At 50.3% G+C, this 23,030-nt stretch carries 16 protein-coding genes; 10 read left to right on the top strand and 6 right to left on the bottom strand.

Annotated features, from left to right (window positions below; genetic code table 11):
- Positions 1 to 11 precede the first annotated feature (11 nt).
- Positions 12 to 1,211 carry a substrate-binding periplasmic protein gene (locus QWY82_RS10285; protein ID WP_290261929.1) on the top strand — a complete coding sequence of 400 codons (1,200 nt, stop codon included), beginning with the start codon at positions 12 to 14 and terminating at the stop codon, positions 1,209 to 1,211.
- On the opposite strand, the gene QWY82_RS10280 is transcribed toward QWY82_RS10285, so the two are convergent.
- From QWY82_RS10280 to grxD, 5 genes are all read right to left on the bottom strand, one after another.
- The gene (locus QWY82_RS10280; RefSeq protein ID WP_290261927.1) at positions 1,208 to 1,954 is read right to left on the bottom strand and encodes a PepSY domain-containing protein; all 747 of its coding nucleotides are present in this window, start codon (positions 1,952 to 1,954) and stop codon (positions 1,208 to 1,210) included. The genes QWY82_RS10285 and QWY82_RS10280 overlap by 4 nt on opposite strands.
- Entirely contained in the window at positions 1,891 to 2,559 is a 669-nt protein-coding gene (locus QWY82_RS10275) for an FMN-binding protein (protein ID WP_290261925.1), read from the bottom strand. Before QWY82_RS10275 ends, QWY82_RS10280 begins: the two co-directional genes overlap by 64 nt.
- The gene (locus tag QWY82_RS10270) at positions 2,540 to 3,769 is read right to left on the bottom strand and encodes a porin (RefSeq protein WP_290261923.1); all 1,230 of its coding nucleotides are present in this window, start codon (positions 3,767 to 3,769) and stop codon (positions 2,540 to 2,542) included. The genes QWY82_RS10275 and QWY82_RS10270 overlap by 20 nt, the downstream gene beginning before the upstream one ends.
- Before the next feature lie 415 nt (positions 3,770 to 4,184).
- Positions 4,185 to 5,987 carry an SLC13 family permease gene (locus QWY82_RS10265; RefSeq protein WP_290261922.1) on the bottom strand — a complete coding sequence of 601 codons (1,803 nt, stop codon included), beginning with the start codon at positions 5,985 to 5,987 and terminating at the stop codon, positions 4,185 to 4,187.
- Between the two features lie 160 nt (positions 5,988 to 6,147).
- A complete protein-coding gene (grxD, locus tag QWY82_RS10260) occupies positions 6,148 to 6,471 on the bottom strand; it encodes a Grx4 family monothiol glutaredoxin (protein WP_290261921.1) in 324 nt (107 codons plus the stop codon).
- Between the two features lie 335 nt (positions 6,472 to 6,806).
- On the opposite strand from grxD, the gene QWY82_RS10255 reads away from it, so the two are divergent.
- The 3 genes from QWY82_RS10255 (at position 6,807) to argF (ending at position 10,380) form a co-directional block, all read left to right on the top strand.
- Positions 6,807 to 8,093, top strand: a complete 1,287-nt coding sequence (locus tag QWY82_RS10255; RefSeq protein WP_290261919.1) for a flavohemoglobin expression-modulating QEGLA motif protein — start codon at positions 6,807 to 6,809, stop codon at positions 8,091 to 8,093.
- A 157-nt stretch (positions 8,094 to 8,250) separates the two neighbouring features.
- On the top strand, positions 8,251 to 9,426 hold the full coding sequence (locus QWY82_RS10250; protein ID WP_380736100.1) for an acetylornithine transaminase: 1,176 nt from the start codon (positions 8,251 to 8,253) through the stop codon (positions 9,424 to 9,426).
- A 33-nt stretch (positions 9,427 to 9,459) separates the two neighbouring features.
- The gene (gene argF, locus QWY82_RS10245; RefSeq protein ID WP_290261917.1) at positions 9,460 to 10,380 is read left to right on the top strand and encodes an ornithine carbamoyltransferase; all 921 of its coding nucleotides are present in this window, start codon (positions 9,460 to 9,462) and stop codon (positions 10,378 to 10,380) included.
- Positions 10,381 to 10,651: 271 nt separating this feature from the next.
- Here the strand turns inward: argF and QWY82_RS10240 are convergent, their stop codons facing one another.
- Positions 10,652 to 11,020, bottom strand: a complete 369-nt coding sequence (locus tag QWY82_RS10240) for a diacylglycerol kinase (protein WP_290261915.1) — start codon at positions 11,018 to 11,020, stop codon at positions 10,652 to 10,654.
- A 908-nt stretch (positions 11,021 to 11,928) separates the two neighbouring features.
- On the opposite strand from QWY82_RS10240, the gene QWY82_RS10235 reads away from it, so the two are divergent.
- The 6 genes from QWY82_RS10235 to QWY82_RS10210 all read left to right on the top strand — a co-directional run bounded on the left by QWY82_RS10235 (position 11,929) and on the right by QWY82_RS10210 (position 22,759).
- Entirely contained in the window at positions 11,929 to 14,823 is a 2,895-nt protein-coding gene (locus tag QWY82_RS10235; protein WP_290261913.1) for a ribonucleoside-diphosphate reductase subunit alpha, read from the top strand.
- 541 nt (positions 14,824 to 15,364) lie between these two features.
- Positions 15,365 to 16,552: a hypothetical protein gene (locus QWY82_RS10230; RefSeq protein ID WP_290261911.1), complete on the top strand. Its 1,188-nt coding sequence runs from the start codon at positions 15,365 to 15,367 to the stop codon at positions 16,550 to 16,552.
- A 351-nt stretch (positions 16,553 to 16,903) separates the two neighbouring features.
- Entirely contained in the window at positions 16,904 to 17,605 is a 702-nt protein-coding gene (locus QWY82_RS10225) for a hypothetical protein (protein WP_290261910.1), read from the top strand.
- 1 nt (position 17,606) lies between these two features.
- Positions 17,607 to 17,999: a hypothetical protein gene (locus tag QWY82_RS10220; protein ID WP_290261908.1), complete on the top strand. Its 393-nt coding sequence runs from the start codon at positions 17,607 to 17,609 to the stop codon at positions 17,997 to 17,999.
- Between the two features lie 697 nt (positions 18,000 to 18,696).
- The gene (locus tag QWY82_RS10215; protein ID WP_290261906.1) at positions 18,697 to 19,212 is read left to right on the top strand and encodes a hypothetical protein; all 516 of its coding nucleotides are present in this window, start codon (positions 18,697 to 18,699) and stop codon (positions 19,210 to 19,212) included.
- Between the two features lie 1,528 nt (positions 19,213 to 20,740).
- Positions 20,741 to 22,759 carry a putative bifunctional diguanylate cyclase/phosphodiesterase gene (locus QWY82_RS10210; protein ID WP_290261905.1) on the top strand — a complete coding sequence of 673 codons (2,019 nt, stop codon included), beginning with the start codon at positions 20,741 to 20,743 and terminating at the stop codon, positions 22,757 to 22,759.
- Positions 22,760 to 23,030 lie beyond the last annotated feature (271 nt).

The following is a 23,030-nucleotide window of genomic DNA, read 5'->3' as shown; positions in this document are numbered from 1 at the left end:
CGAGTGCGAAAATGGATGATCGTAACGCTTATTTATCACTCCTGATAAGCGCCATTTGGGCGCTTGTTATTTCATCTACATCGGCGGCCAGCAACAGCCAGCCGCCATTAATTTTCAACACCAGCTTGCGCCCCCCCTACCAAGTTCTCGGTGCCGCTGGGCAATTATCTGGTCATACGGTGCAGGCCATGCGCTGCATCAGCCAACATATGAAACAGGATTGGCAGCTCTATATCACGCCTTGGGCGCGCGGTTTGCACAACTTAAAGGCAGGCACCATCACCGGCGTGTTCCCCGTTTACGAGGCGCCAGAAGCAGGCCGACTCTCCGCACCGCTCATGGTGGAGCGCTGGTTTTGGTACTACACCGAACAACGAAATTACTACGAAAAATCAGTCAAGATTGGCGCCGTGCGCAATAGCAACGAACATCACTGGCTCAACAGCCAAGGCTTGAAACCGCGGGTATTGGTGGCAGAGGAAGCGCAATTAATTCGGCTCTTACAACAGGGGCGCATTGATGGCTTTGTGTCCAATGAACTGTCGGCCGCCTATTGGATGGACTCGGAAAAGGTCAACACCAGCCACTGGCAGCAGCGCTTCGTGCGCTTTACGCCACTCTATTTAGCGCTTGCCGAGACGCCAGCACCAGAGCAACGCTGGGTCGACGAGGTCAACTTTTGGGCCAGCCAATGCTCGATCGGCACCACCTTATTAACCGACAGCGAGAAGGCGACCCTATCGGATAAGCTTCGAGACTATATTCAGCAACTGCCATTGGCGGATATCAATGCGCTGCTTGCACAAAAACAACCGCAATTAAGTGCTCAGCAGCTGAGCCAGCGCGAGGCCATTTGGCAAGAAAAAACCTTGGCCAATATCGATTTCATTGACCATACCTTATCGAAGAAACTGCAAGATTTTGTCAGCGCCCATCCAGACGTGATCAGCGAGGTGTTTATCATGGGCGAGCAAGGTGAAACCCTCGCTTGCAATCATAAGCTAAGCGACTACTGGCAGGGCGATGAAGATAAATTTCTCAAATCCCAAAGCCTGGCCGGCGGCGAATTTTTTATCGAAGCCATCGCCTACGATGCCTCCAGTCAAGCTTTTGTGGCTCACGTTTCTTGGCCCATTTACCTGCAGGGGCTGAGACAGGGCAGCATCACACTCGGCGTGCGAGTGGAAAAGCTATTGGCCAAACGCGACTAACTGTTTCGGCGCTTGCGCCCAGCCAACCAAATACCAAAGCCGGTCATGGAGAGCACAATAATTAACAGTGCCACGGCATCCATCAACCAAGGCCCGAGGCCGAAAGTGCGGCCGGCGTGCAAGTCCAACATCAGGCGCTCCCAATTAACCTCGGCGCTTACCCACTGGTTTTCAATCCCGTTGAGAATATTTTCTGGCAGCGGCACTTGCGCTGCGGGAAAGAAATCCGTTGGTGTGACCGGCTGCCAAGACAAGCCTTCCACATCGACGAGAAAAAATGCGGCCGCACTTTGCACACAGGGTTTAGCATCGCACAAGCCTAAGGCGGTAACAGGCTGAGGTAGGTCATAACTCGCACCAATGCGCTCCACCAACTCGCCAGCGCCTGTGATCATCAATAATTCGCGCCCGCAGGCAGCTAAAAATAATGCCTCGCCCGCCGCCACCACTGAAAATTGCTCGGTGCGGCAGTTGCTGACTCTACGATGTTGAAAATAGAGATGATCGCCCGCTTGGGAAAGAAATTGCTGATTGGGGAGTTGATAACTCGCAACGGGGGTTTCAGTGATGCCGTATAACTGCAACAGTACCGCATAACCCAAGGGCCGTTCGGCCAAGGCAAAATCATCTGTGTGGTTGAGCATCAAACCCGTCACAGACAACCAGAGCAATAATAAAATTAAGGTGAGGCCAAGCCGCTTGTGCCAGCGCCACAGGATGGGTCGCCAATATTTTCTGAGCATAATACACGCGCCGCCTCGTCAGGAGGCACAACCACCTGTTGGTGAAAATAAAGCGCAAGTCTAGCGATTTTTTGCAGTGCACGCACGGATAATGTCGCGCCGCTAATACCATCGATACGTTTATCCAGCTGTTGCGAGTCTGGCGCAAAACCAATACCGACGAACTGCCGGGTAAAACTCTCGTAGCGCACCTCACCACCGCGAACTTCGCGATACTCCAACACCTGAAGGCTCTGCACCCGGCCCTGATCGACAACGACACCCACCGTAATAGGTAGCTCTTTGCCAATTTCCTCCAATACCCAAGCGGTTTTATCGCCTAAGCGATAATAACGGCTGCGCAGCCCGGGGTTGCGGCTGAGAATATCGGTGGCAGCTTGTTTTTGTTCGGGGTTTAACCACAGGGTTTTCGCGCTGGCTGGCGCGTCAAAACTTTGCGCGACGAAGGCATCGACGCTTAAAAATACACCGCGCTGGGCAACTGCCTGTGCGGACATCAAGCCGATAACAAGCACCAGCAAAAACTTCACCGGTAAAAAGGCAGCAGCCGTCAACGCCCTAGCGTCGACGGCTTTCTGGGCGCGCTTAGAAAGAATAACCAACACCTAAGTTAAAGCCTTCGTATTTATCTTTACCATCTGGAACTTCTTGGCTCAGCAGGTCAAATTTAAACACAGCATTAGGCGCCAACCAGTAGTTCACACCCACAGACCACTCGCTGTATTCGGAGTCGGCGCTATCGGCGGCTTCGTTATCCCAAACGCTGTAGCGAATAAACGTGCCCCAGTTTTCATTGATGCGGTAACCCGGCTCTAGGTACCAACCGTTCTGCTCGCTCGCACCGGCCTTGGTGTCTTCAATCATGTCGTTCAGTTCCCACTGCGCATACAGGGCGCGCAAGGAAAAACCGCCGGTTTGATAAACCGCATGCGCTTCCATCAGCGTGGCATCGAGTTTGCCCTGACCTAGGTAGTCTTCGCCCTGCAGCATATCGTCTTGATATTGCAGTGTGGCGGCCAATTCCAAGCCCGGCACGGCAGTGTACTTAATGCGACCGGTGTAGGCGAAGGTGTCGGCTGGTGCTTCGGCAACTTTCTGGCGGCCATCGCGGATTTTGTATTTGCCATCGGCTAGATACAGGCCCGAGTGAGCGGCGGCGTTATAGCTCCAACCCTCGGCCAATTCACCTTTAAAATTCAAACCACCTTCCCACCAAGTCGCAGGAATAATGTTCTTTTCAACGTTATTGCGCTCAACGCCGTAAAAGCTATCTGGCTCGTGGGTTTCGTTCAAAATACCCACGGGCATTAAGAAAATACCCGACTGCAAGCTGTGGTTGTTGGCGTAATCCCACTCGATGTAAGCCTGTTCTAACTCAACTTCACCGGGCTTGCCGTCACCGGCTAATGAATGCTCTAGCTCAAACTCAGAATAAAAACGAACCTTGTCGTTAAACTGATGGCCGAAAAATAAGACAAAGCGGTGGAAATCGATCTCATTTTTATCGGCAGCGCCATCGACACCGTTCAAACGGTTGAGGTGCAATTCACCATAGCCGCCGATGCTGGTTTTCGATGCGCCAGTGCTCGCGACTGATTGCTCAACGGCAGCGGCGGTGGCTTCAATTTTTACATTCAAATCTTGCTCGGTTACTACCACTTTTTTATCTGTGGCTTCCAACTTCTTTTGCAGCGCTTCAATTTGCGCTTGTTGCTGCTTAATAAGCTCGAATAGCTCTTCACTGGTGGGAGTTGCGGCCTGCGCAGATAACGTCAGGCTGCTAACAGCTAACGCCAAAAGTGATTTCTTCAACATGTGTATTCCCTTGATGAGGTGGTGACTTTCTAATGGCGCGGATGTTAATGCTTTTGAGAAACGTTATCAACTGCGTTTAGAGTAAGCTTGCGTTTTATTGACTTAACGCAACACCAATTAACATCGAAAGAATAAGTACGACCTGACGGATCAAAGCAGGATCAAAGGGTCAGACTGATCTTGGGGCTCGTAGGGGGCGGCCATCCGCCTTGTAACTTGTAGGGGACGGCCATCCGCCTTGTGGCTTGTGGCTTGTGGCTTGTGGCTTGTGGCTTGTGGCTTGTGGCTTGTGGCTTGTGGCTTGTGGCTTGTGGCTTGTAGCTTGTAGCTTGTAGCTTGTAGCTTGTAGCTTGTAGCTTGTAGCTTGTAGCCAAAAACATTAGAACGCATTTTTCCCAACGAATTAGCGCAATAATCAAAAAGCCCAAATAAGCGGAATAATCGCCGTGCCCACTAACCACATGATGATATTCAGGGGCACGCCCAAGCGCAGGAAGTCGCTGAAGCGGTAGCCACCGGCCGAGTAAACGAAGGTATTGGTTTGGTAGCCAATGGGCGTGGCAAAACTGGCGCTGGCACCGAACATCACCGCCACCACGAAGGGCCTTGGGTCCACACCCATTTGCTGGGCAACGCCAATTGCCACAGGCACAACCAGTACAGCTACGGCGTTGTTACTGAGAATTTCGGTCAGGATGGAGGTGAGCAGGTAAATAAGGCTCAACATCAGCCAGGGGCCAAGATAGGGCGACCAGATTAAAAACTGATCGACAATTAGCTGCACCAAGCCAACCTTAGTCATGGCAATACTAAACGCCAGCATGCCCAGGATAATCATCAGGATGCGCCACTCCACCGACTTGTAGGCGTCGTCTACGTCCAAACAACCGGTGGTAATCACCAGCGCGGCAGCAATAATGGCCAAGCCTTCGATAGGCATCACATTAAACGCCGCCAGCACCATCACCAACAACACCGACAACACTGCCAGGGGCGCCTTATCGCGGCGGTAGGCGCGCTCCTGCACGGCATTGAGGGAAATCATGTCGCCGTTGTCGGAAAACTTTTTAATCTGCCCAGCGCTGCCCTCAACCAACATCACGTCGCCAAACTGCAATTGCAGGTCATCTAAGTTGGTTTGAATATTTTCATCTTGGCGATGCACGGCGAGCACGTGAATACCGTAGCGCGCAGTGACGTTCAAATCGCGCATCGGTCTATCGCAGTAGCGCGAGTTGCGCCCAACGATAGCCTCCACCAAGATCACATCGCGGGTGGCGATAGTTTCAAATTTTTCATCGCCATTATTGGTGAATTCCAACAGGCCATTTTCCCGCAGCTCCACCACGTCTTGCATATTGGTGTGCAATATCAAACGGTCGCCCGACTGCAACTGGGTTTCCCGCGATGGCTCGGTAAGCTCTTCATCGCCGCGAAAAATACGCAACACCTGATTGCCCGAATTGCCGTTCAAATCGGCCTCGGCGATAGTTCGGCCGATCATGGGCGAGTTGTGCGGCACCATCAAATCGGTCATGAAGGTACGGTCGCCACTGACTTGCAGCTGGTTAGAAATAGTTTCCCGGTCGGGCAATAGACGACTGGAAAACAGCACGATAAAGGTCATACCCACACTCGCCATCACTGCGCCCAACAGGGTGATCTCGAACATGGAAAATGGCTGCATACCGAAATCGCGCGCCACACCGTCGGCCAAAATATTGGTCGAGGTGCCAATCATGGTCATGGTGCCGCCTAAGATAGAGGCGTAAGACAAGGGAATCAGCAGTTTTGACGGCTTGATATTGCGGCTGCAGGCCAAGGCAATGGCCACGGGTGTGAAGATGGCCACCACCGGCGTGTTGTTAATAAAAGCCGACATCACCATGGCCGAGAGCATCATCACAATCAAGGCTTGGCGCGGGCTCTGACCCGAATACTGTTTAATACGCGAGGCCAGCCACTCCACGCAACCGGTGCGCTCGAGTGCCGCCGACAAAATAAACATACAGGCAATGGTGGCTGGCGCATTGTTGCTTAGCACCCCCAGCACTTCCTTGCTGCTTAAAATACCCGACACCAACAAGATGGCGACGGCAATGCCCACCACCACATCGGGGCTGAATTTTTCTTTAATAAAGGCGTATAACATCCACGCCAGAAGGCCGGCAACCAGCAGCAGAGAGAGTGATTCTGAATAGTCGAGCAGACTGCCCATAATGGTGTAACACCGAGCCTAAACCGAAATTAAGGGGGCAAGATAAAAGACGGTCATTATAAAGTCTAAGATTATTTCCCGCTGTTTATATAACACTTGGTTATTTAAAGGCCAAAATCAAAAAAAGCCCCATGAGGGGCTTTTTCAACGCGCGGTCCGCTTATTCAGCGCTGGCGGCGGCCTCGTCGAGCAGGGCTTTAAGCTCGCCCTTGGCGTGCATCTCGGTGACGATGTCACAACCGCCAATCAACTCGCCCTTCACCCACAGCTGCGGGAAGGTGGGCCAGTTAGCGTACTTTGGCAGTTCGGCGCGAATGTCCGGGTTAGACAGAATATCCACATAGGCAAAACGCTGACCACAAGCCATCACGGCCTGAGACGTGCGCTGTGAAAAGCCGCACTGTGGCGCATTAGGTGAACCCTTCATGTAAAGGATTACGGTGTTTTCAGCAATTTGTTGCTTAATTGTATCGATAGTGTCCATCGGGTACTCCGGCCTTTGTGTCATGTTGCTCTACAGTCAATTCCGACTATAGCACTCAAGTATTGCCGGCATTCTACCCTAACGCCGGCGAAAAGTAATACCGGGAATAGCGCTGCACTCAACCTGTTTTCGCGCCACAAGCTACTATAAAACCTTCGCACGAAAGCCATTTTCCTTTCATGCGGCGTTATAAATGTGCTCAATCGGTCATTTACTTTAGTAAACTCGCTCTTTGCGCGCATTTTTGCCTTGTTTGAAAGAAAAATCATCTTCCGTGCATAGGTTTCACTATAAAGTACGCACTCAATGAATTTTTATTGCGCAGGACCACCCACATGGCCGCCACACCCGAGTACCTTGCCGCTGTTAAGCTTCTGTCAGACCGCATCGTAGAAGCCCAGAAGCCAATCCGCATTCTCGATGCCGTGAAGTGGAACCACCAGATCAAACAAGAATTCTTCAAGAGCAAGTTCAAAAGCCTACCCAAGGTCGACGCCGCTTATTACACCCAGCACTGCCCGCTCGGCTTCGACCCGCACACCAAGCGCAAAGAATTTCACGACATAGAGCGCGACATCAATCGCCAGCTGGGCCAACTAAGCCCGGTGACCGGCATGATGCGCCGCGCCTGCCGCGAATACCAAATGGTGGTGCGTCTGCTCGAGGCGCGCGGTGGCGAAGAGTTTGGCGACCTGTCGCAAGAACTCTATGGCTCGGCCTCCGATGTCTTTCACGCGGGCGACCCGACGGTGGCAGAACTCGGCACCAACATGGAAGAAACCTTGGTGAACTTGCTCAAGCACAGCTCCATGAATGAAGACGCCAAAACCATCGACGCCGAAACCGCCGTACAAGAACTGAATAAGCGCATGGCCCACGTGTTTCCCAACGACGGCATCCGCGTGATGATCAGCGATGGCATCACCGCCGACGCCGCCGCCGGCACCGATTACATCAAAATCCGCAAGGGCGCGCTGCTCAACAATAACGACATAGACGTGCTCGAAGCGCACGAGGGCTGGGTGCACTTAGGCACCACGCTCAATGGCATGGCCCAGCCCTACTGCACCTTTTTAGGCAAGGGTCAGCCCTCGGCCACCGTCACCCAAGAAGGCCTCGCGGTACTGACCGAAATCATCACCCTGCGCTCAACCCCATCGCGCCTGTACAAATTGATCAACCGGGTGCGCGCCGTCACCTTGGCCGAAGACGGCGCCAATTTTATCGACGTGTTTAATTACCTGCGCTCGAAAGAACTGAACGAAGACGACAGCTACGTTATTGCCAGCCGGGTATTTCGCGGCAGCACACCCACCGGCAGGCCCTTCACCAAAGATATCTCTTATATGAAGGGCTTTGTGCAAACCTTTAACTTCATGCGCTTAGCCGTGGCGCAGGGCAAGCTGGAAAAGCTGCCACTGCTGTTCGTGGGCAAGATTCAATTAGAAGACCTCAGCACCATTGAGCAGCTGATGCAGGAAGGCATAGTGCTGGCGCCCAAATTCGTACCACCCCATTTTGCCGACCTGAAAGGCTTGGCCGCATGGCTGTCGTTTAGCCGCTTCATTGCGGCACTGAATTTCCAGCAATTGGAGTCCGACTACGCATCTCTGTTATCGTGATGGTCAAACGGGGCGCGCAGCTAAAAAATAAACGAGCCCTTGTATTGCCAAGGCACCAATAGATCAATAGAATTATCTGCACTTTACATACACACAAACCGCAGAATCTGCGGTTTTTTATTTAAACGGCCTAAATACCTCAAGGGAAGCGACGCACATGACCACCCAGGCTTTAATGAACAACTACGGCGAGAGAAAGTTAACCATCGTTAAAGGCCAAGGTTCGCGCGTGTGGGACGACCGAGGCAATGCATACTTGGATGGTATTTCCGGTATCGCCGTGTGTGGCCTGGGTCACTGCCACCCAGCGGTAACCGAAGCGCTAACCGAGCAAGGCTCGACTCTGGTGCACATCTCCAACCTCTACAATATTCAACCCCAAGAGGCCTTGGCGGAAAAGCTGGTGGCCCTGTCGGGCATGGACAAGGTGTTCTTTTCCAACTCCGGCACCGAAGCCAACGAGGCCGCCATCAAGTTGGCGCGCAAGTGGGGCAACGACAAAGGCAAACACTGCCCCACCATTGTGGTAATGGAACACAGCTTCCACGGCCGCACCATGGGCGCCCTGTCGGCCACCGGCAACAGCAAGGTACAGGCCGGCTTCGCGCCTTTAGTTGAAGGCTTTGTGCGCGTTGCCTATGACGATGTCGCCGCCGTTGAAGCGCTGTCGAGCAACGACCAAATCGTCGCTGTGCTGGTTGAACCCGTGCAAGGCGAAGGCGGTGTTCATGTGCCGGCGAGCGATTACCTGAATAAACTGCGCGCCCTGTGCGATGCCAACGGCTGGCTCTTAATGCTGGACGAGATTCAAACCGGCAACGGTCGCACCGGCAAATTTTTTGCCTACCAGCACAACAATATCCTGCCCGACGTGGTCACCACCGCCAAGGGCTTGGGCAACGGCTTTCCCATTGGCGCCTGTTTAGCCCGCGGCGCGGCGGCCGAGGTATTTCAGGCTGGCAACCACGGCACCACCTTCGGCGGCAACCCCCTCGCCTGCGCCGTCGGCCTGGCCGTGGTGAACACCTTGGAGCGCGAAGGCTGCATGACACTGGCGGCCAATCGCGGCGCCGAGCTGATCAAGCGCTTAAGCGCAGGCCTAGCCGGCAACCCGCTGGTCAAAGACATTCGCGGTCTCGGCCTGATGGTGGGCATAGAGTTAACCGAGCCCTGTGGTGACTTGGTGCAAGCCGGTCGCGACCAAGGCCTGCTGATTAACGTTACCGCCGGCAACACCCTGCGCCTATTGCCCACACTCAATATTAACGATGAAGACTTCACCCTCCTGTGCGACGGCGTCATCGACTTAATACAAAACTTTAAGCCGGCCTAAGGGCCGGTACCCTAACCTGTTGACATAAAGATCATGAGTACCAGACATTTTTTATCCCTAGACGACCTTAGCCTCGACGAACTGAACCACGTCATCGAACGCGCCATCGAACTCAAAGCCCTGCACCAGCAAGGGCTGGAAGAGCGCCCCTTTGTCGGCAAAGTGCTCGGCATGATTTTCGAAAAATCCTCCACCCGCACCCGCGTGTCCTTCGAGGCCGGCATGGCGCAAATGGGTGGCAGCGCTATTTTCCTGTCGCCCAGAGACACCCAACTAGGCCGCGGCGAACCGATCGAAGACACGGCGCGGGTGCTGAGCCGCATGGTCGATATCGTGATGATCCGCACCTTCGAGCACGCCAGTATCGAGCGCTTCGCCCAATACGCCACGGTGCCGGTGATCAATGCGCTGACCGACCTACTGCACCCCTGTCAATTGTTGGCCGACATTCAAACCTTCACCGAACACCGTGGTTCCATTAGCGGCAAGCGCGTGGCCTGGATTGGCGATGGCAACAACATGTGCCAGTCCTATATCAATGCGGCGGTAAAATGTGGCTTCACCTTGCACATCGCCTGCCCACCCGGTTACGAACCCATCCAAAGCATGCTGGATGAGGCCGGTGACCTAGTGCGTATTTTTCACGACCCAGCCCAAGCCATTGCCGGTTGCGACCTAGTTACCACGGATGTCTGGGCCAGCATGGGCCAAGAAGAAGAACAGCAAACGCGCCTGCGCGACTTCGCCAACTTTAAAGTCGACCACGCACTCATGGCCAAGGCCGCTGAAAACGCCATCTTCTTACACTGCCTACCGGCACACCGCGAAGAAGAAGTCAGCGCCGCCCTGCTCGAAGACGACAACATCAGCAAAGTGTGGGACCAAGCGGAAAACCGCATGCATGCGCAGAAAGCGTTGATGGAGTTTTTGTTGAGGCCGAAGGCGCAAAGCTAGCTACAAGCCGCAAGCCGCAAGCCGCAAGCCGCAAGCCGCAAGCCGCAAGCCGCAAGCCGCAAGCCGCAAGCCGCAAGCCGCAAGCCGCAAGCCGCAAGCCGCAAGCCGCAAGCCGCAAGCCGCAAGCCGCAAATGATGATGACGCAAAAGATCAGGCCCGCAAGGGCCTTTTGGCTTTTTCTTGTAGCTTTAGAGGGCGGCCCTCCGGCTTGTAGCTTGTAGCTTGTAGCTTGTAGCTTGTAGCTTGTAGCTTGTAGCTTGTAGCTTGCAGCTAAAAATACCTCCCCCCCACAATCAAGCCCCAAGTCAAGGCCGTCACCAACAGCATCAAAAACACCGCCGCCGAGCCCACGTCTTTGGCCTTGCCCGATAGTTCGTGTAACTCTGGGCCGATGCGATCGACTACTGCTTCGATGCCGCTATTGATCAGCTCGATAATCAGCACCAACACCACTGTTAAAATCAGCAGGGCTGTTTCCGCGGCGCTCACATCCAGCCAGAGGGCAAGGGGAATGAGCACGGCGGCTATGGGTAGTTCTTCGCGAAAGGCGGCTTCTGTTTGCCAGGTTGATTTCAGCCCCTGCCAAGAATAACCTATCGCCTTTAACACACGGGCCAAACCTTGCTGCCTAGCTTTCATTACCGACACCTCACTAAAATGACCGGCGCATTGTAACGAAAACACCGCCGCCAGAGGTAAATCAATCCAGCTTAAAACACGGCTCTGGCGAGCAAAAACTAACCCCTGCGCGCGACAAAAAACAGCCAATCTCAAAAACTGCTAGCGCTGTCGCAGTTAGAACAAAATAGTATAAACATCGGTTTTCACTAACCCATCAAAGCCAAGGCCGTCAGCGCCCGCACTGGCTGATTAGTGTTTACTGACATTGCCAATTACCCACACTTTATCCACAGCCTACCCACCGCACAGGTAGCTTGCATTACACCCTAAACCGCATTATCTTGTAGCCCAACTCAGACAAACCCCAACATATAGGGTTTGATGGTCAAAACACCCTAACGGAACAGGGTTGACATCATCAACCGGCCCTACCGCTAATTGGGTAAGTTAATTCGCTGTTTTAGTAGGCGTTGGTTATCGCGTAATGATGAACTCGATGAGCACTGCGAACACGACGAACTCTACGAACACGTTATGCGCGAGTTGGCAGGCAGATGGAATAGCATAAGCACACAAGGACATGGGATAGAGATCATAAATAGGCACATAGCAGTCAACCGTTTGACCTATGTAGGCAAGTACCTTGCCCTAGCGCTGCCGACCCAGTCGCCGCTAGGTAAAGCAAAAGCCCCACCACAAAGGCGGCGCCACCTAATTTCGGTAAGTCTTCGCACAATTCAGCCCACCACTGCACCGTGGTTAACGCGGCTGGTTTGCTATTGCCGAACACAATGAGACAGAACACCAACGCCGAGCGTCAAACGACCTCGGCGTTAGCAATACGATGTACCTAAACCAGCACAGGTTAATCCGTTTCAGCGGCTTAACCGGCACACTTAACCGGAAACAGAAACGCGGAGACGTTCATGCACACCGACACTGAAACCAGCACCACCAAGCCTGCCGCTGCAGCGGCACCCGCAGGCAACCAGTCCACCGTTAGCGCCACCGCGCCGGGTAAAATCCGCGTGATAAAACGCAACGGCACCGTGGTGCCTTTCGACGCTTCAAAAATTGAAGTGGCCGTCACCAAGGCCTTCTTGGCCGTTGAGGGTGGCACCGCCGCCGCCTCTAGTCGCATTCGCGAAACCGTGAAAGGTTTATCGCAAATGATCACCGCCGTGTTCACCCGCCGCATGCCCTCGGGCGGCACGATTCACATCGAAGAAATTCAAGACCAAGTAGAACTGGCGCTGATGCGCACCGGCGAGCAAAAAGTGGCCCGCGACTATGTGCTCTACCGCGAAGAGCACGCCCGCGCTCGCGCCGCTAAAAAGCCCGCGGCCGAAGCCTCGGTAGACCCACAATACCCCGCGTTTAATGTGATTCAAGCCGACGGTTCGCGCGCGCCACTGGATCTCAACCGCATTCGCACCGTGGTTTCTGAAGCCTGTGCTGGGCTGAAAGACGTAAGCGACAAAGCCATTCTCGACGAAGCCATGCGCAACCTATACGACGGCGTCAGCCTCGACGATGTCAACACCTCGCTGGTGATTACCGCGCGCACCTTGGTGGAAAAAGAACCCAACTACACCTACGCCACCGCGCGTTTGCTGTGCGATAAGTTACGCGCCGAAGCCCTGACCTTTTTAGGCGTGGCCACCTCGGCCACCCAGCACGACATGGAGCACCTCTACGCCGCGGCGCTACCGGCGTACATCAAGAAAGGTATCGAGCTGGAATTACTCGACCCGATTCTGGAAAGCTTTGATATCGACGCATTGGGTAAAGCCTTAATCGCCGAGCGCGATTTGCAGTTCACCTATTTAGGCCTGCAAACCCTGTACGATCGCTACTTCATTCACTCCAACAACGTCCGCTTCGAGCTGCCGCAGATTTTCTACATGCGCGTTGCCATGGGCTTGGCAGTTGAAGAAGACAACAAAAACGAGCGCGCCATCGAGTTCTACCGCTTGCTGTCGTCGTTCGATTACATGAGCTCAACGCCCACCCTGTTCAACGCCGGCACCTTGCGCCCGCAGTTGTCCTCTTGCTACCTGACCACCATTCCCGATGACCTGCACGGCATTTACGGCGCCATTCAAGACAACGCCATGCTGTCTAAATTTGCCGGCGGTTTAGGTAACGACTGGACCCCCGTGCGCTCGCTCGGCGCCTACATCAAAGGCACCAACGGTAAATCCCAAGGCGTGGTGCCGTTTTTGAAAGTCGCGAACGATACCGCCGTGGCCGTTAACCAAGGTGGCAAGCGCAAAGGCGCTGTGTGTGCCTACTTGGAAACTTGGCACATGGACATCGAAGAATTCCTGGAGATGCGCAAGAACACCGGCGACGATCGCCGCCGCACCCACGACATGAACACCGCCAACTGGGTGCCCGATTTGTTCATGAAGCGCGTGTTCGAAGACAAAGAGTGGACGCTGTTTTCACCGAACGACACGCCAGACTTGCACGACCTGTTCGGCAACGCCTTCGAAGCGCGCTACACCGAATACGAAAAACTCGCCGCCGAAGGCAAGATGCGTTTATTCAAAACCATCAAAGCCGCGGACTTGTGGCGCAAAATGTTAGGCATGCTCTTTGAAACCGGCCATCCGTGGATCACCTTCAAAGACGCCTGCAACCTGCGCAGCCCACAACAACACGCCGGTGTGGTGCACTCGTCTAACTTGTGTACCGAAATTACCTTGAACACCAAGGCCAACGAAGAAATTGCCGTGTGTAACTTAGGTTCCGTGAACCTGAAGCAACACATTGTCGATGGCAAGTTGGATCAAGCAAAATTGCGCGCCACCGTACGCACAGCCGTGCGCATGCTCGATAACGTGATCGACATTAACTACTACAGCGTCGATACCGCCAAGCAATCTAACGCCCGCCATCGCCCGGTCGGTTTAGGTTTGATGGGCTTCCAAGATGCCCTCTACGAGCAGCGCATTCCCTACGGTTCAGATGCGGCCGTAACCTTCGCCGACACCTCCATGGAAGCGATCAGCTACTACGCCATCGAAGCCTCAAGCGAACTCGCCATCGAGCGCGGCGCTTACTCCAGCTTCAAAGGCTCACTCTGGGATCAAGGCATACTGCCGATCGACTCCATTGAACTACTGGCGAAAAATCGCGGCGAAAAATACATCGAAGTAGACCGCAGCCAAACCCTAGACTGGGCCACCCTGCGCGCGAAAGTGCAAAAAGACGGCATGCGCAACTCCAACGTCATGGCCATCGCACCCACCGCCACTATCGCCAACATCACCGGTGTGTCTCAGTCGATCGAGCCCACCTACCAAAACCTGTACGTGAAATCGAACCTCTCGGGCGAATTCACCGTAGTTAACCCCTATCTTGTGCACGACCTAAAAGATCGCGGCCTGTGGGACAGCGTGATGGTTAACGATTTGAAATACTACGAAGGTTCAGTGCAGCAAATCGATCGCATCCCCGACGATTTAAAACTGCTCTACGCCAACGCCTTCGAAGTAGAACCGCGCTGGATAGTAGACGCCGCCAGCCGCCGTCAAAAGTGGATCGATCAAGCCCAAAGCTTGAACCTCTACATCGCCGGCGCCAGTGGCAAGAAGCTAGACTTCACCTACCGCATGGCCTGGTTCCGCGGTTTAAAAACCACTTACTATTTGCGCGCACTAGCCGCGACGACTACTGAGAAATCTACGGTTTCTCAGGGTACCTTGAATAAGGTGTCTTCCGGTGTGCAAGATGCGCCGATGCAAGCAGCTGGGCCTGCGGCCGTGCCGAAGGCGTGTTCGATTGATGAGCCGGATTGTGAGGCGTGTCAGTAAGTTTTTTTGTTTTACGATGGGGCCGCGTTTATCGCGGCCTTATTGTCTATAGGGATATAGGTACACCTGTTAGGCATGGGTGCCGATAAGGTGTTTGCTGAGTTCACTAATCAGCTAAAATATTTTTCCTGCTTGTAACTTGTAGGGGGCGGCCATCCGGCTTGTAGCTTGTAGCTTGTAGCTTGTAGCTTGTAGCTTGTAGCTAAAAAATGTTCGTTTTAATTATGGATGATTGGAATGGGATATCACTTCGCACGTTTCTTCTTGTCACTTTTTGCGCGGCCAAAAAGTAACCAAAAATCCGCCCCGACTACGCGCCCTATCGGGTTCATTCACTCCAGCCAAATTAAGCAGGTCGCCGGCGACTCGCCATCCATGGCGAAACGCCGCTCAAATGGCCATCCGGGCCATTTGCCCTACTTAATTCGGCTTCCGTTCACCGCTGCGCAAGGGGGCAATGCCCCAAGCACAAAAGAACAGCCCAATACACTTTTCTGCCACATAAAAATTAACGCTTTGCAGTTCCCAAGGAAATGACGTAGTGACCGAAAACGTAATTATTTTAGGTGCTGGATTCTCATATGACGCGGGAATCCCTTTGCTTGGCGGATTTATTGAACGCATGTGGGAATGCGCAACAAGAAAAACCATAGAAGGCAAACCTATCCGTCCGGAAATATTAAAAACACTAAACGAAGCCCTTGAGATCAGGCGGGAACTAGACAACTATCATGGAAGAGTGGTATTTGACGACAGAAATATAGAAGACATTCTATCAATGCTTGCTTTCAACATACTGGGCGGAGGAAAAGCTGACTCTAATAAATTTAAAATTTTCACTAAAGCGATATCAGAAACCATTGAACTTGCATGCAATGTAAAACACACGGGCTATAGATCTGACGGACGATATACTGCTATTAAAGAAGGTGACAAAGTATATCGCGAGTTTTGGCAGGGAATATTTAAATGGTACAAGAAGACGGGCTCCATACCTACAATAATTAGTTTTAACTACGATTTAGTTTTAGAACGCTCCCTAATGCAAATACTTATTAGTGATGAAAACTTTAATCCATATGAAAATCCACTTCCGTTCAATGGAGTTACTTTAGATTATTGCTACAAACACTTCCCTTCAAAAAGCTACCTAGTAGAATACGCCAACTACAACAGTCCTCGGCAGTCGCAAAGCACCGGAACCATAATAAGTCAACCTGCAGGCTTAGACATCGAAAAATTTTGCAAAATAAACATTTTGAAACTACACGGATCATTAAATTTCCCCACTGACAGTAAAAAAACAGCCAGCTTGGTAACACCAATTGACCAACCTTATATACTCCCCCCCGTTTCCAATAAACATTCAAACGGCGCAGGAAGCCAATCATGGAAAAGCGCACTAAACTGTCTCAGAGAAGCGAAGAATGTTACTTTTGTAGGTTACAGTCTCCCAAAGACGGACATGTACATGCAGTTTTTTCTCAAGGCCGCACTCGGCCCAAATCAAGATCTAAACAAAATAAATATTTTCGATCCAGTACTATCGAAAGATAATCAAGTATCACTAGATATGAAAAATAGATTTCAGAGCTGCTTTTCCGAACAAATAAGACCCCGCCTCAACTTCAATCCCGGGCAGTCTGAATACGGTTCCAAAAACGAACAGGGAACCACTAAAAAATTTGTAGATATATTAAATCACACCCCTGAATTAATTCTTTTTTAGAAAAATGATCAAGGGGTCGGAGTGATAGAATTTTTCTACTCTTTCGGCGATGGCCTTCCCGAATTTAGCTGTCCAATTTTACGTTGCACTGCGGCTTCAATTTCAGCCTTGAAGCGCTCGTTACCGCAGATAAAAGGGGCGGAGTGTTATGGACTTTTCTGTTAATAAGGGTATCGAAGCTAATCAATCCAGTAGCCAAGTCATTAAGGCCCTCCTAAAGCCTCAAAAATTGCTGCACAGACGTACTCATTAGGAGAATTATTACATCAATACGTGTTAAATCGCGTGTACACTGTGTTACTACAGGACGACACTCCAAAAATGGAGCTAACTTAGAAGCAGGAAGCTTAAATGAAAACATTTTCTGATCATGCATACGATAAATTAATTGACCTTTTTAACAACCATGACAAAGAAGTTGGTAGTGAGTTAAAGAAACAAGACCCCATAAAATATAAGGACTTTAAATCTACCGATTGCATCACCTACTCCTTAAATGTAATTAGTCATGCTTTCAATATGATTGGTAATACCGACGCTGAAAGCCGCGTATGGAAACTAGGCGGAAAGGGAACCGATTTAGCCAAATATTTAGTTAACTCGCACAATTGGAAGGGAATTTACATCAACCCTGACGCTAAGCATCCCGTCGATTCAAATGCTGAGCACACCTACACAAGCCATATCGCGGCAAAAAAATGCAGTTATTACCAAATTCCACTTGAATACAAAGTCGAGAATTATTCAGTAACCTCTAAATCTCACTCCGCATTTCAGAAACTCAATAAATCAACGCCTGAAACCAAACTTAATGATATAGATATTACTAGCCTCGAGCAGGTCAAATTTGGCTTTGGCATCTCTCGTGGGGGAATGCACACTTGGGTATTCTCAAACGGGAAAGTATACGAAGTACATTGGGATAAAATTGGCGCCGAGCTATATGAAGCTACAATGCTACGAACCTTCCCTTGGATCAGTGGCGCAATAGTAGTCCCCTTTGATCAAGCAGCGAAACTATCCGCATCATCAAAACTCAAGTGTGGCACTTAATATGCTTCGAACAATCGCGTTATTCACAGTATTCTTAATTAGCTCCTGCGCCATCAACACAACAGAAAATATTGCTATTCTCAACTACCAAGACTTCGGCCCACAGGTTATTGCAAGTGAGATTTTAGGCACTGAGTGGTGGCAATGGCAGGCCCACGGCGAATCAAGGCCACGGGCTTATGACATTAAAGTAGTTGTTTATCGAGCAATTTCGCTTGAAGACGTTAAGCAGCAATATCCTGTCAAACCAGAATTGAAGCAAGATTACAGGTACGTGGAATATCAAGCAGCAATGACCTATCTAGATGATAGAATTGGCGAAAACGTTATCGAAGATATTACTGAAAAACTCGAAATAACTAAGGCTAAGATTTTTAATAAAATCGGCAAATGAATATTCTCTAGAAAATTTTAATTTTATTTTAATATTTTTTGGTCAGTAATATTTGTCGTCATTATAGAAATTTCACACATCACAAAAACACGCTACTACGATCTTTGTCGTTGGGCCCCTATGGATTTAGTGAGCGGAGAATGAAACACCGCCACCTGACTGTTTTACGATTTCAAATACCTTACCGATAGAAAACTCATTCGTCTTTAAATGACAAAAATGAACGATCTATCACTGAAAAGTGATGGGGTCAGATAAGAATTTTGATGCATTACAACTTGCCCCACTACGGAGCCGCGCTCTTGGGGCCCCTGTGGAGTGGTGAGTGGAGGGTGAATTTTGGGGGTCAAATAGGCAGGACGCCTATTTGAGCGGCGTTCCGCCATGGATGGCGGGTCGCCGGCGACCTCCAAAATTTGCTCGGAGCGAGCGGACCCGTAGGGCACGTAACCGGGGTGGATTTCTTTTGGTTCGTTTTCTTTGGCCACACAAAGAAAATGAACAAACCTAAATTTAACATCAATCAGAGACCCAAGCAGCGCCACCGATCGACTCTGAAAACTCTAATTAACTGACGCTAACCATTAAAATTTGTCACCATAGTCACACCTAGATTGCAAGCTATATACAGACTTTGCTAAACCGGTAAAATGGCGCACTTCAGGATTGAACAATCTCAGAACGGAGTCTGAACCCAGTGCTCAAAAAAATCACTTACCTTGTGCTTTGCACTTTACTACCTGTTCTCATAGCTAGCTGTTCCGACGAAAGTATCGCCTACAAAAATAACGGTTTCACATTCGAGCCGGCGCCCGACTGGGTATTTACGTCAGATGAGCAGCCCTCTATTTTTGGTGGCCGTCAGATTATATTCGCCTTCGGAGAGCACTCTACAGTCAATGTTTTCATTCGCGAAAAGACGACTTCGTTAGAGGACTTCTCAAATTTTCTGCTGGCCAAAACATTACTCGCAGATAAGAGCGCGCCTACCACTATAATTAGCGACACTCCACGAAGCTTCGACGGACTAAGCGGAAGGCATCTAAAAATTCAGTATAAGCTGTTCACTGAGACCTCAACTGATGCTACTTTTTTAGCTTCTATGAATCCCAACGAAAGCATCTTCCTCGTATCCTTCACGGAGGAAGGCGATACAGCACCGACAGAACAACAGCTCATTAAAGCTGCAAAATCGATTAAACTAAACCGATAACTATCAAAGAAGATATATGAGCGAATATGACGGACGCCTAATGATCGATGGGGTCGATCGATGGGGTCAGTGTGGATCGATGGGGTCAGTGTGGATCGATGGGGTCAGTGTCGTTGATATCTGTAGTGGTCAGGTAAATTAGGCCACTAAAATTTACTCTAAATATTTATTGCACAACACGCTTCAGCTGTCGAAAATTGGGCGATTACTTCGATAGGCCTTAAAAAGGCAAAACATTTCCATAGGAGCATTAAATGGGCAAGGAAAAACCATACGTCTTTCAGAAACACTCAGGCTCTGCCCCCGCAGCACTGGCGCCTGCCTGTGAATCGGCGGCGCTCCACCATGAACCTCGGTTCCTCTTGAGCGGTCCGACGCCTCGGGCAGCGCATGGTCGCCGCAATATATGACACCACCGGCGCATTGAATAATGGGCGTAGAGGTTTCACGCTATTTATTGAGTAATTATCTGTAACCGTATTCCTTGTTTTCCTTTATTAGGCACTTCGTCATTGGCTTTGTGTACCTCCTGCTAAGTAAATGGTCCATAACGGCGGAGTAGAATAAATAGTGCTCGCTGCTGAAATCTGGAGTTATCTGAGCACTTGAAACGGTTCCATTCTCTAAAACTTCCAGCTCAATACTGAGGTCGAACAGGATCGCTTCATCGCGAACATAGGCAAATGGAACAGGCATTAATACTGGTTTTTCGCTTACTAGCTTTATTGTGTTACTACAGATTGAAGGTTTACCCATGTTATCGGTACATGCACACACCATCGATGCGATTACCATGATAAAGATATGAATCGAGCGTTTATTAATGACTTGGACAGACATCCTGTAACCACTCCTGTCTAGGTTCAGAAAAAGAGAATCAAAAGGTCGGTGCAAAAACTATCACGCATACCCCCCCGCTACGGAGCCGCGCTCCTAAGTCCCCTTACGTAGCGGCTATTTAACGTGCCGAATCTGGGCGGCAAATAGGTAGGGCGGTCATCCGCGGGGCGGCCACCCGCAGCATCTCGATGCCGCTTGGCCGGTGCGACGATTTGGGTGCGCCTATTTAGTAGCTCCGGCCTCCGCTACATTTGCACTTCCCTGTGCGCCAACGGCGTTCGGGCAGAAGCCTGTCTGCACCCCCCCTTAACCCAGTGTTTTGAAAAAAACCACTATTGGCAGGCGGTTTGAATCCTACCGACCTCCGTTACTAGTTCGTCCACATGAAACTTTAACGTTCAGAAACACGATTTATTTAGTGTGAAACTACCTTCCACTAGGCCCATTTCTACTGGCGATCATAAGCAAGAGGTTAACAAAGACGCCCTACTTCGAACTATTTGCCAAGACCAACGTTGATGCACAGCACTCGTCTAAAAAGCATATTCTACTAACAAGTAAAGAATTCGGAACATTCATCCCTTTCCTGTAACAAAACTGCAACATATCTGCAATATAACATCTAACTCATGCTGAATTTCAGCTGCATGATTGTCAGCAGTAACATGGGTAGCTAGGCTAAATACCTATGTTACAAGGTAAAGTCAATATGACCGGTGGGGTTTCGAAAAGCGTGCCAGACATTTCCAGTAAAGGTCACTCAACAGTTTCTAGGCATAAACGCCTCACCACATGGTTGTTTTTACATGACCCAGTAATGCTGGTAGCAATCGCCACGCCTGTGCTTTTATTGATAGTGAGTGCTGCCTCGCTTTTTTATCTGCAAATCAAAATACAACAACAAGACGACCTTATTAAACAGCTAACCCGAGAGCAAGTCATTGTAGGTCAACTGTTAGTACAGTTGAGCACACAAGATGCGGCCTGGCAAAACTATGTCGCTAGCTTTGGAGAGCCGGAACAGGTTTTACAATGGCAGAAGTTTAAAGAGATTCAACCACAAACCAGAGAGATCGCTAACTTTCTTCTTTTGGCCGTGCAAAGCGACGAGGAGCATCAAGAGATACGTAGTTTCATTACCTCCCTTGAAGCATTGTGGATAGCCTATCAAGAATCGCGCTCGAAATTACTGTCTGGCGAATTTAGCCATTATGAGGCCACAGGATATAGCGAAGGCCTTGCCGGTATTTCTCAACTGGCGCTGGTGGAGATCTCTTCGTCCATTAATCAGCGCGTCAGTAATCACTCAAAGAACATAATTAGTCAGGCCAACCAAATTCTATTTTACTCTCTATTGATTGTTGTTTTTATTGGCTTACCTCTAGTTATCATCAGCCTATGGTTTGTTAGACAAATATTGCTACACCGTAAACAGGCCTTCACAAGGCTAAACTGGCTAGCAGATCATGATGCGATTACCAACCTTCCCATACGTCATCTATGGGCAAAGAAGGTTGACTCTCAACTGCGAGACAACGGTGACCGTGGTATTACCGCGCTAGTCACCATTACGAATCTTCGAGCCATAAATCAATCCCACGGTCGATCGGTACAAGAAGGATTTCTGCGTTCAATCGCCGAGATTTTGCAGTCACTGCCCGGTAAAAACCTCCAGTTTAGCCGCATAGTTGGCAGCGATTTCGTTATATTTTGTGGCGACGTAGAAAATAGCCGAGATTGGATTGCAGCTCTAGAAACCCAATTGGCAAAAAGCATCACAATGGAGGGCTTCGTGCATCGACTTGAATACCGTGTTGGTGTATATGTACATGATCAATCAGGTCTTACGGCGGAGTCAGCGATAGGACGTGCGGAAATTGCCTTACTCAGTAACACTAGTAATCGTATTAATTTTTATCAGCACGAACAAATTCAACGCTTACAGCGTAAAACAGAATTATTAGCCGCCCTACGATTTGCTTTACAAAAGCAAAATTTTCAGCTGGTCTATCAACCGCAAGTTTGGTCAGGCTCAGAGAAACTAATGGGTGTTGAGGCGCTTTTGCGCTGGCAGCTACCTGATGGCAGCTTTGTAAGCCCTGCAGAATTTATTCCCATGGCAGAGGAAATGGGGCTCATGCCGGAAATCGGCTCGTGGGTATTGAATACGGGTATCGCGCAATTTTCCGCCTGGCAAAAGGCAAATTTAGCGATTGGTAAAATCAGCCTAAATATTTCAACCCAACAGTTGATAGAGAAAGATTTTTGTCAGCAGTTAATTCACTTACTTAAAAAATATGAGGTGGAGCCCAAGTGTATTGTGCTAGAGCTGACTGAATCTATCTATGCACTAGAACACCGTGATGTACTAGCCTCGGTCAAAGCATTGGGTTGTCAACTGAGTATAGATGATTTTGGTACCGGCTTTTCCAACCTAGGTTACTTGGTTGACATGGCTCCAGACGTGATAAAGATTGATCGACGTTTTGTACAAAACATTCATCTCAATGAACGCAAGGGAACACTCGTTGCGAATATGATTGATCTTGCCTCTAAGCTCGGTGCCTTGGCCGTAGCCGAGGGAGTTGAGCTGGCTGAAGAATACCGGTGTTTAAAGGATTTAGGTTGTAGCGCGATTCAGGGGTTCTATTCCAGCAAGCCGTTATCAAATGACGATTTACTCCTATTTTTCAATGATCAGAAATAGAAGGCATCGGGGTCAGATAAGAATTTTGGCGCATAACACTTTTTTCGAAATCTCGCTCCTCAGGCCCCGCCGCCCCACACACCCTTTGACCATAAAGAACCTGAATACAACATCGCTAGGTTAGCCGCTAAAAGCGTCACTAAGGTAATTATTCCCTTAGCAACCTTCTAACCCTTCGTCGTAACTCAGCCCGCTCTCGCCGCCCCTGGTCGGTAGACCTATAAATTAGCACTACAATATCATCACTAAATGACGGGAATATTGAATACGT

Source organism: Simiduia curdlanivorans, from assembly GCF_030409605.1.
Lineage (GTDB): Bacteria > Pseudomonadota > Gammaproteobacteria > Pseudomonadales > Cellvibrionaceae > Simiduia > Simiduia curdlanivorans.
The sequence above is the reverse complement of the archived record's forward strand: the minus strand, read 5'-3'. Positions and strand labels throughout refer to the sequence as shown.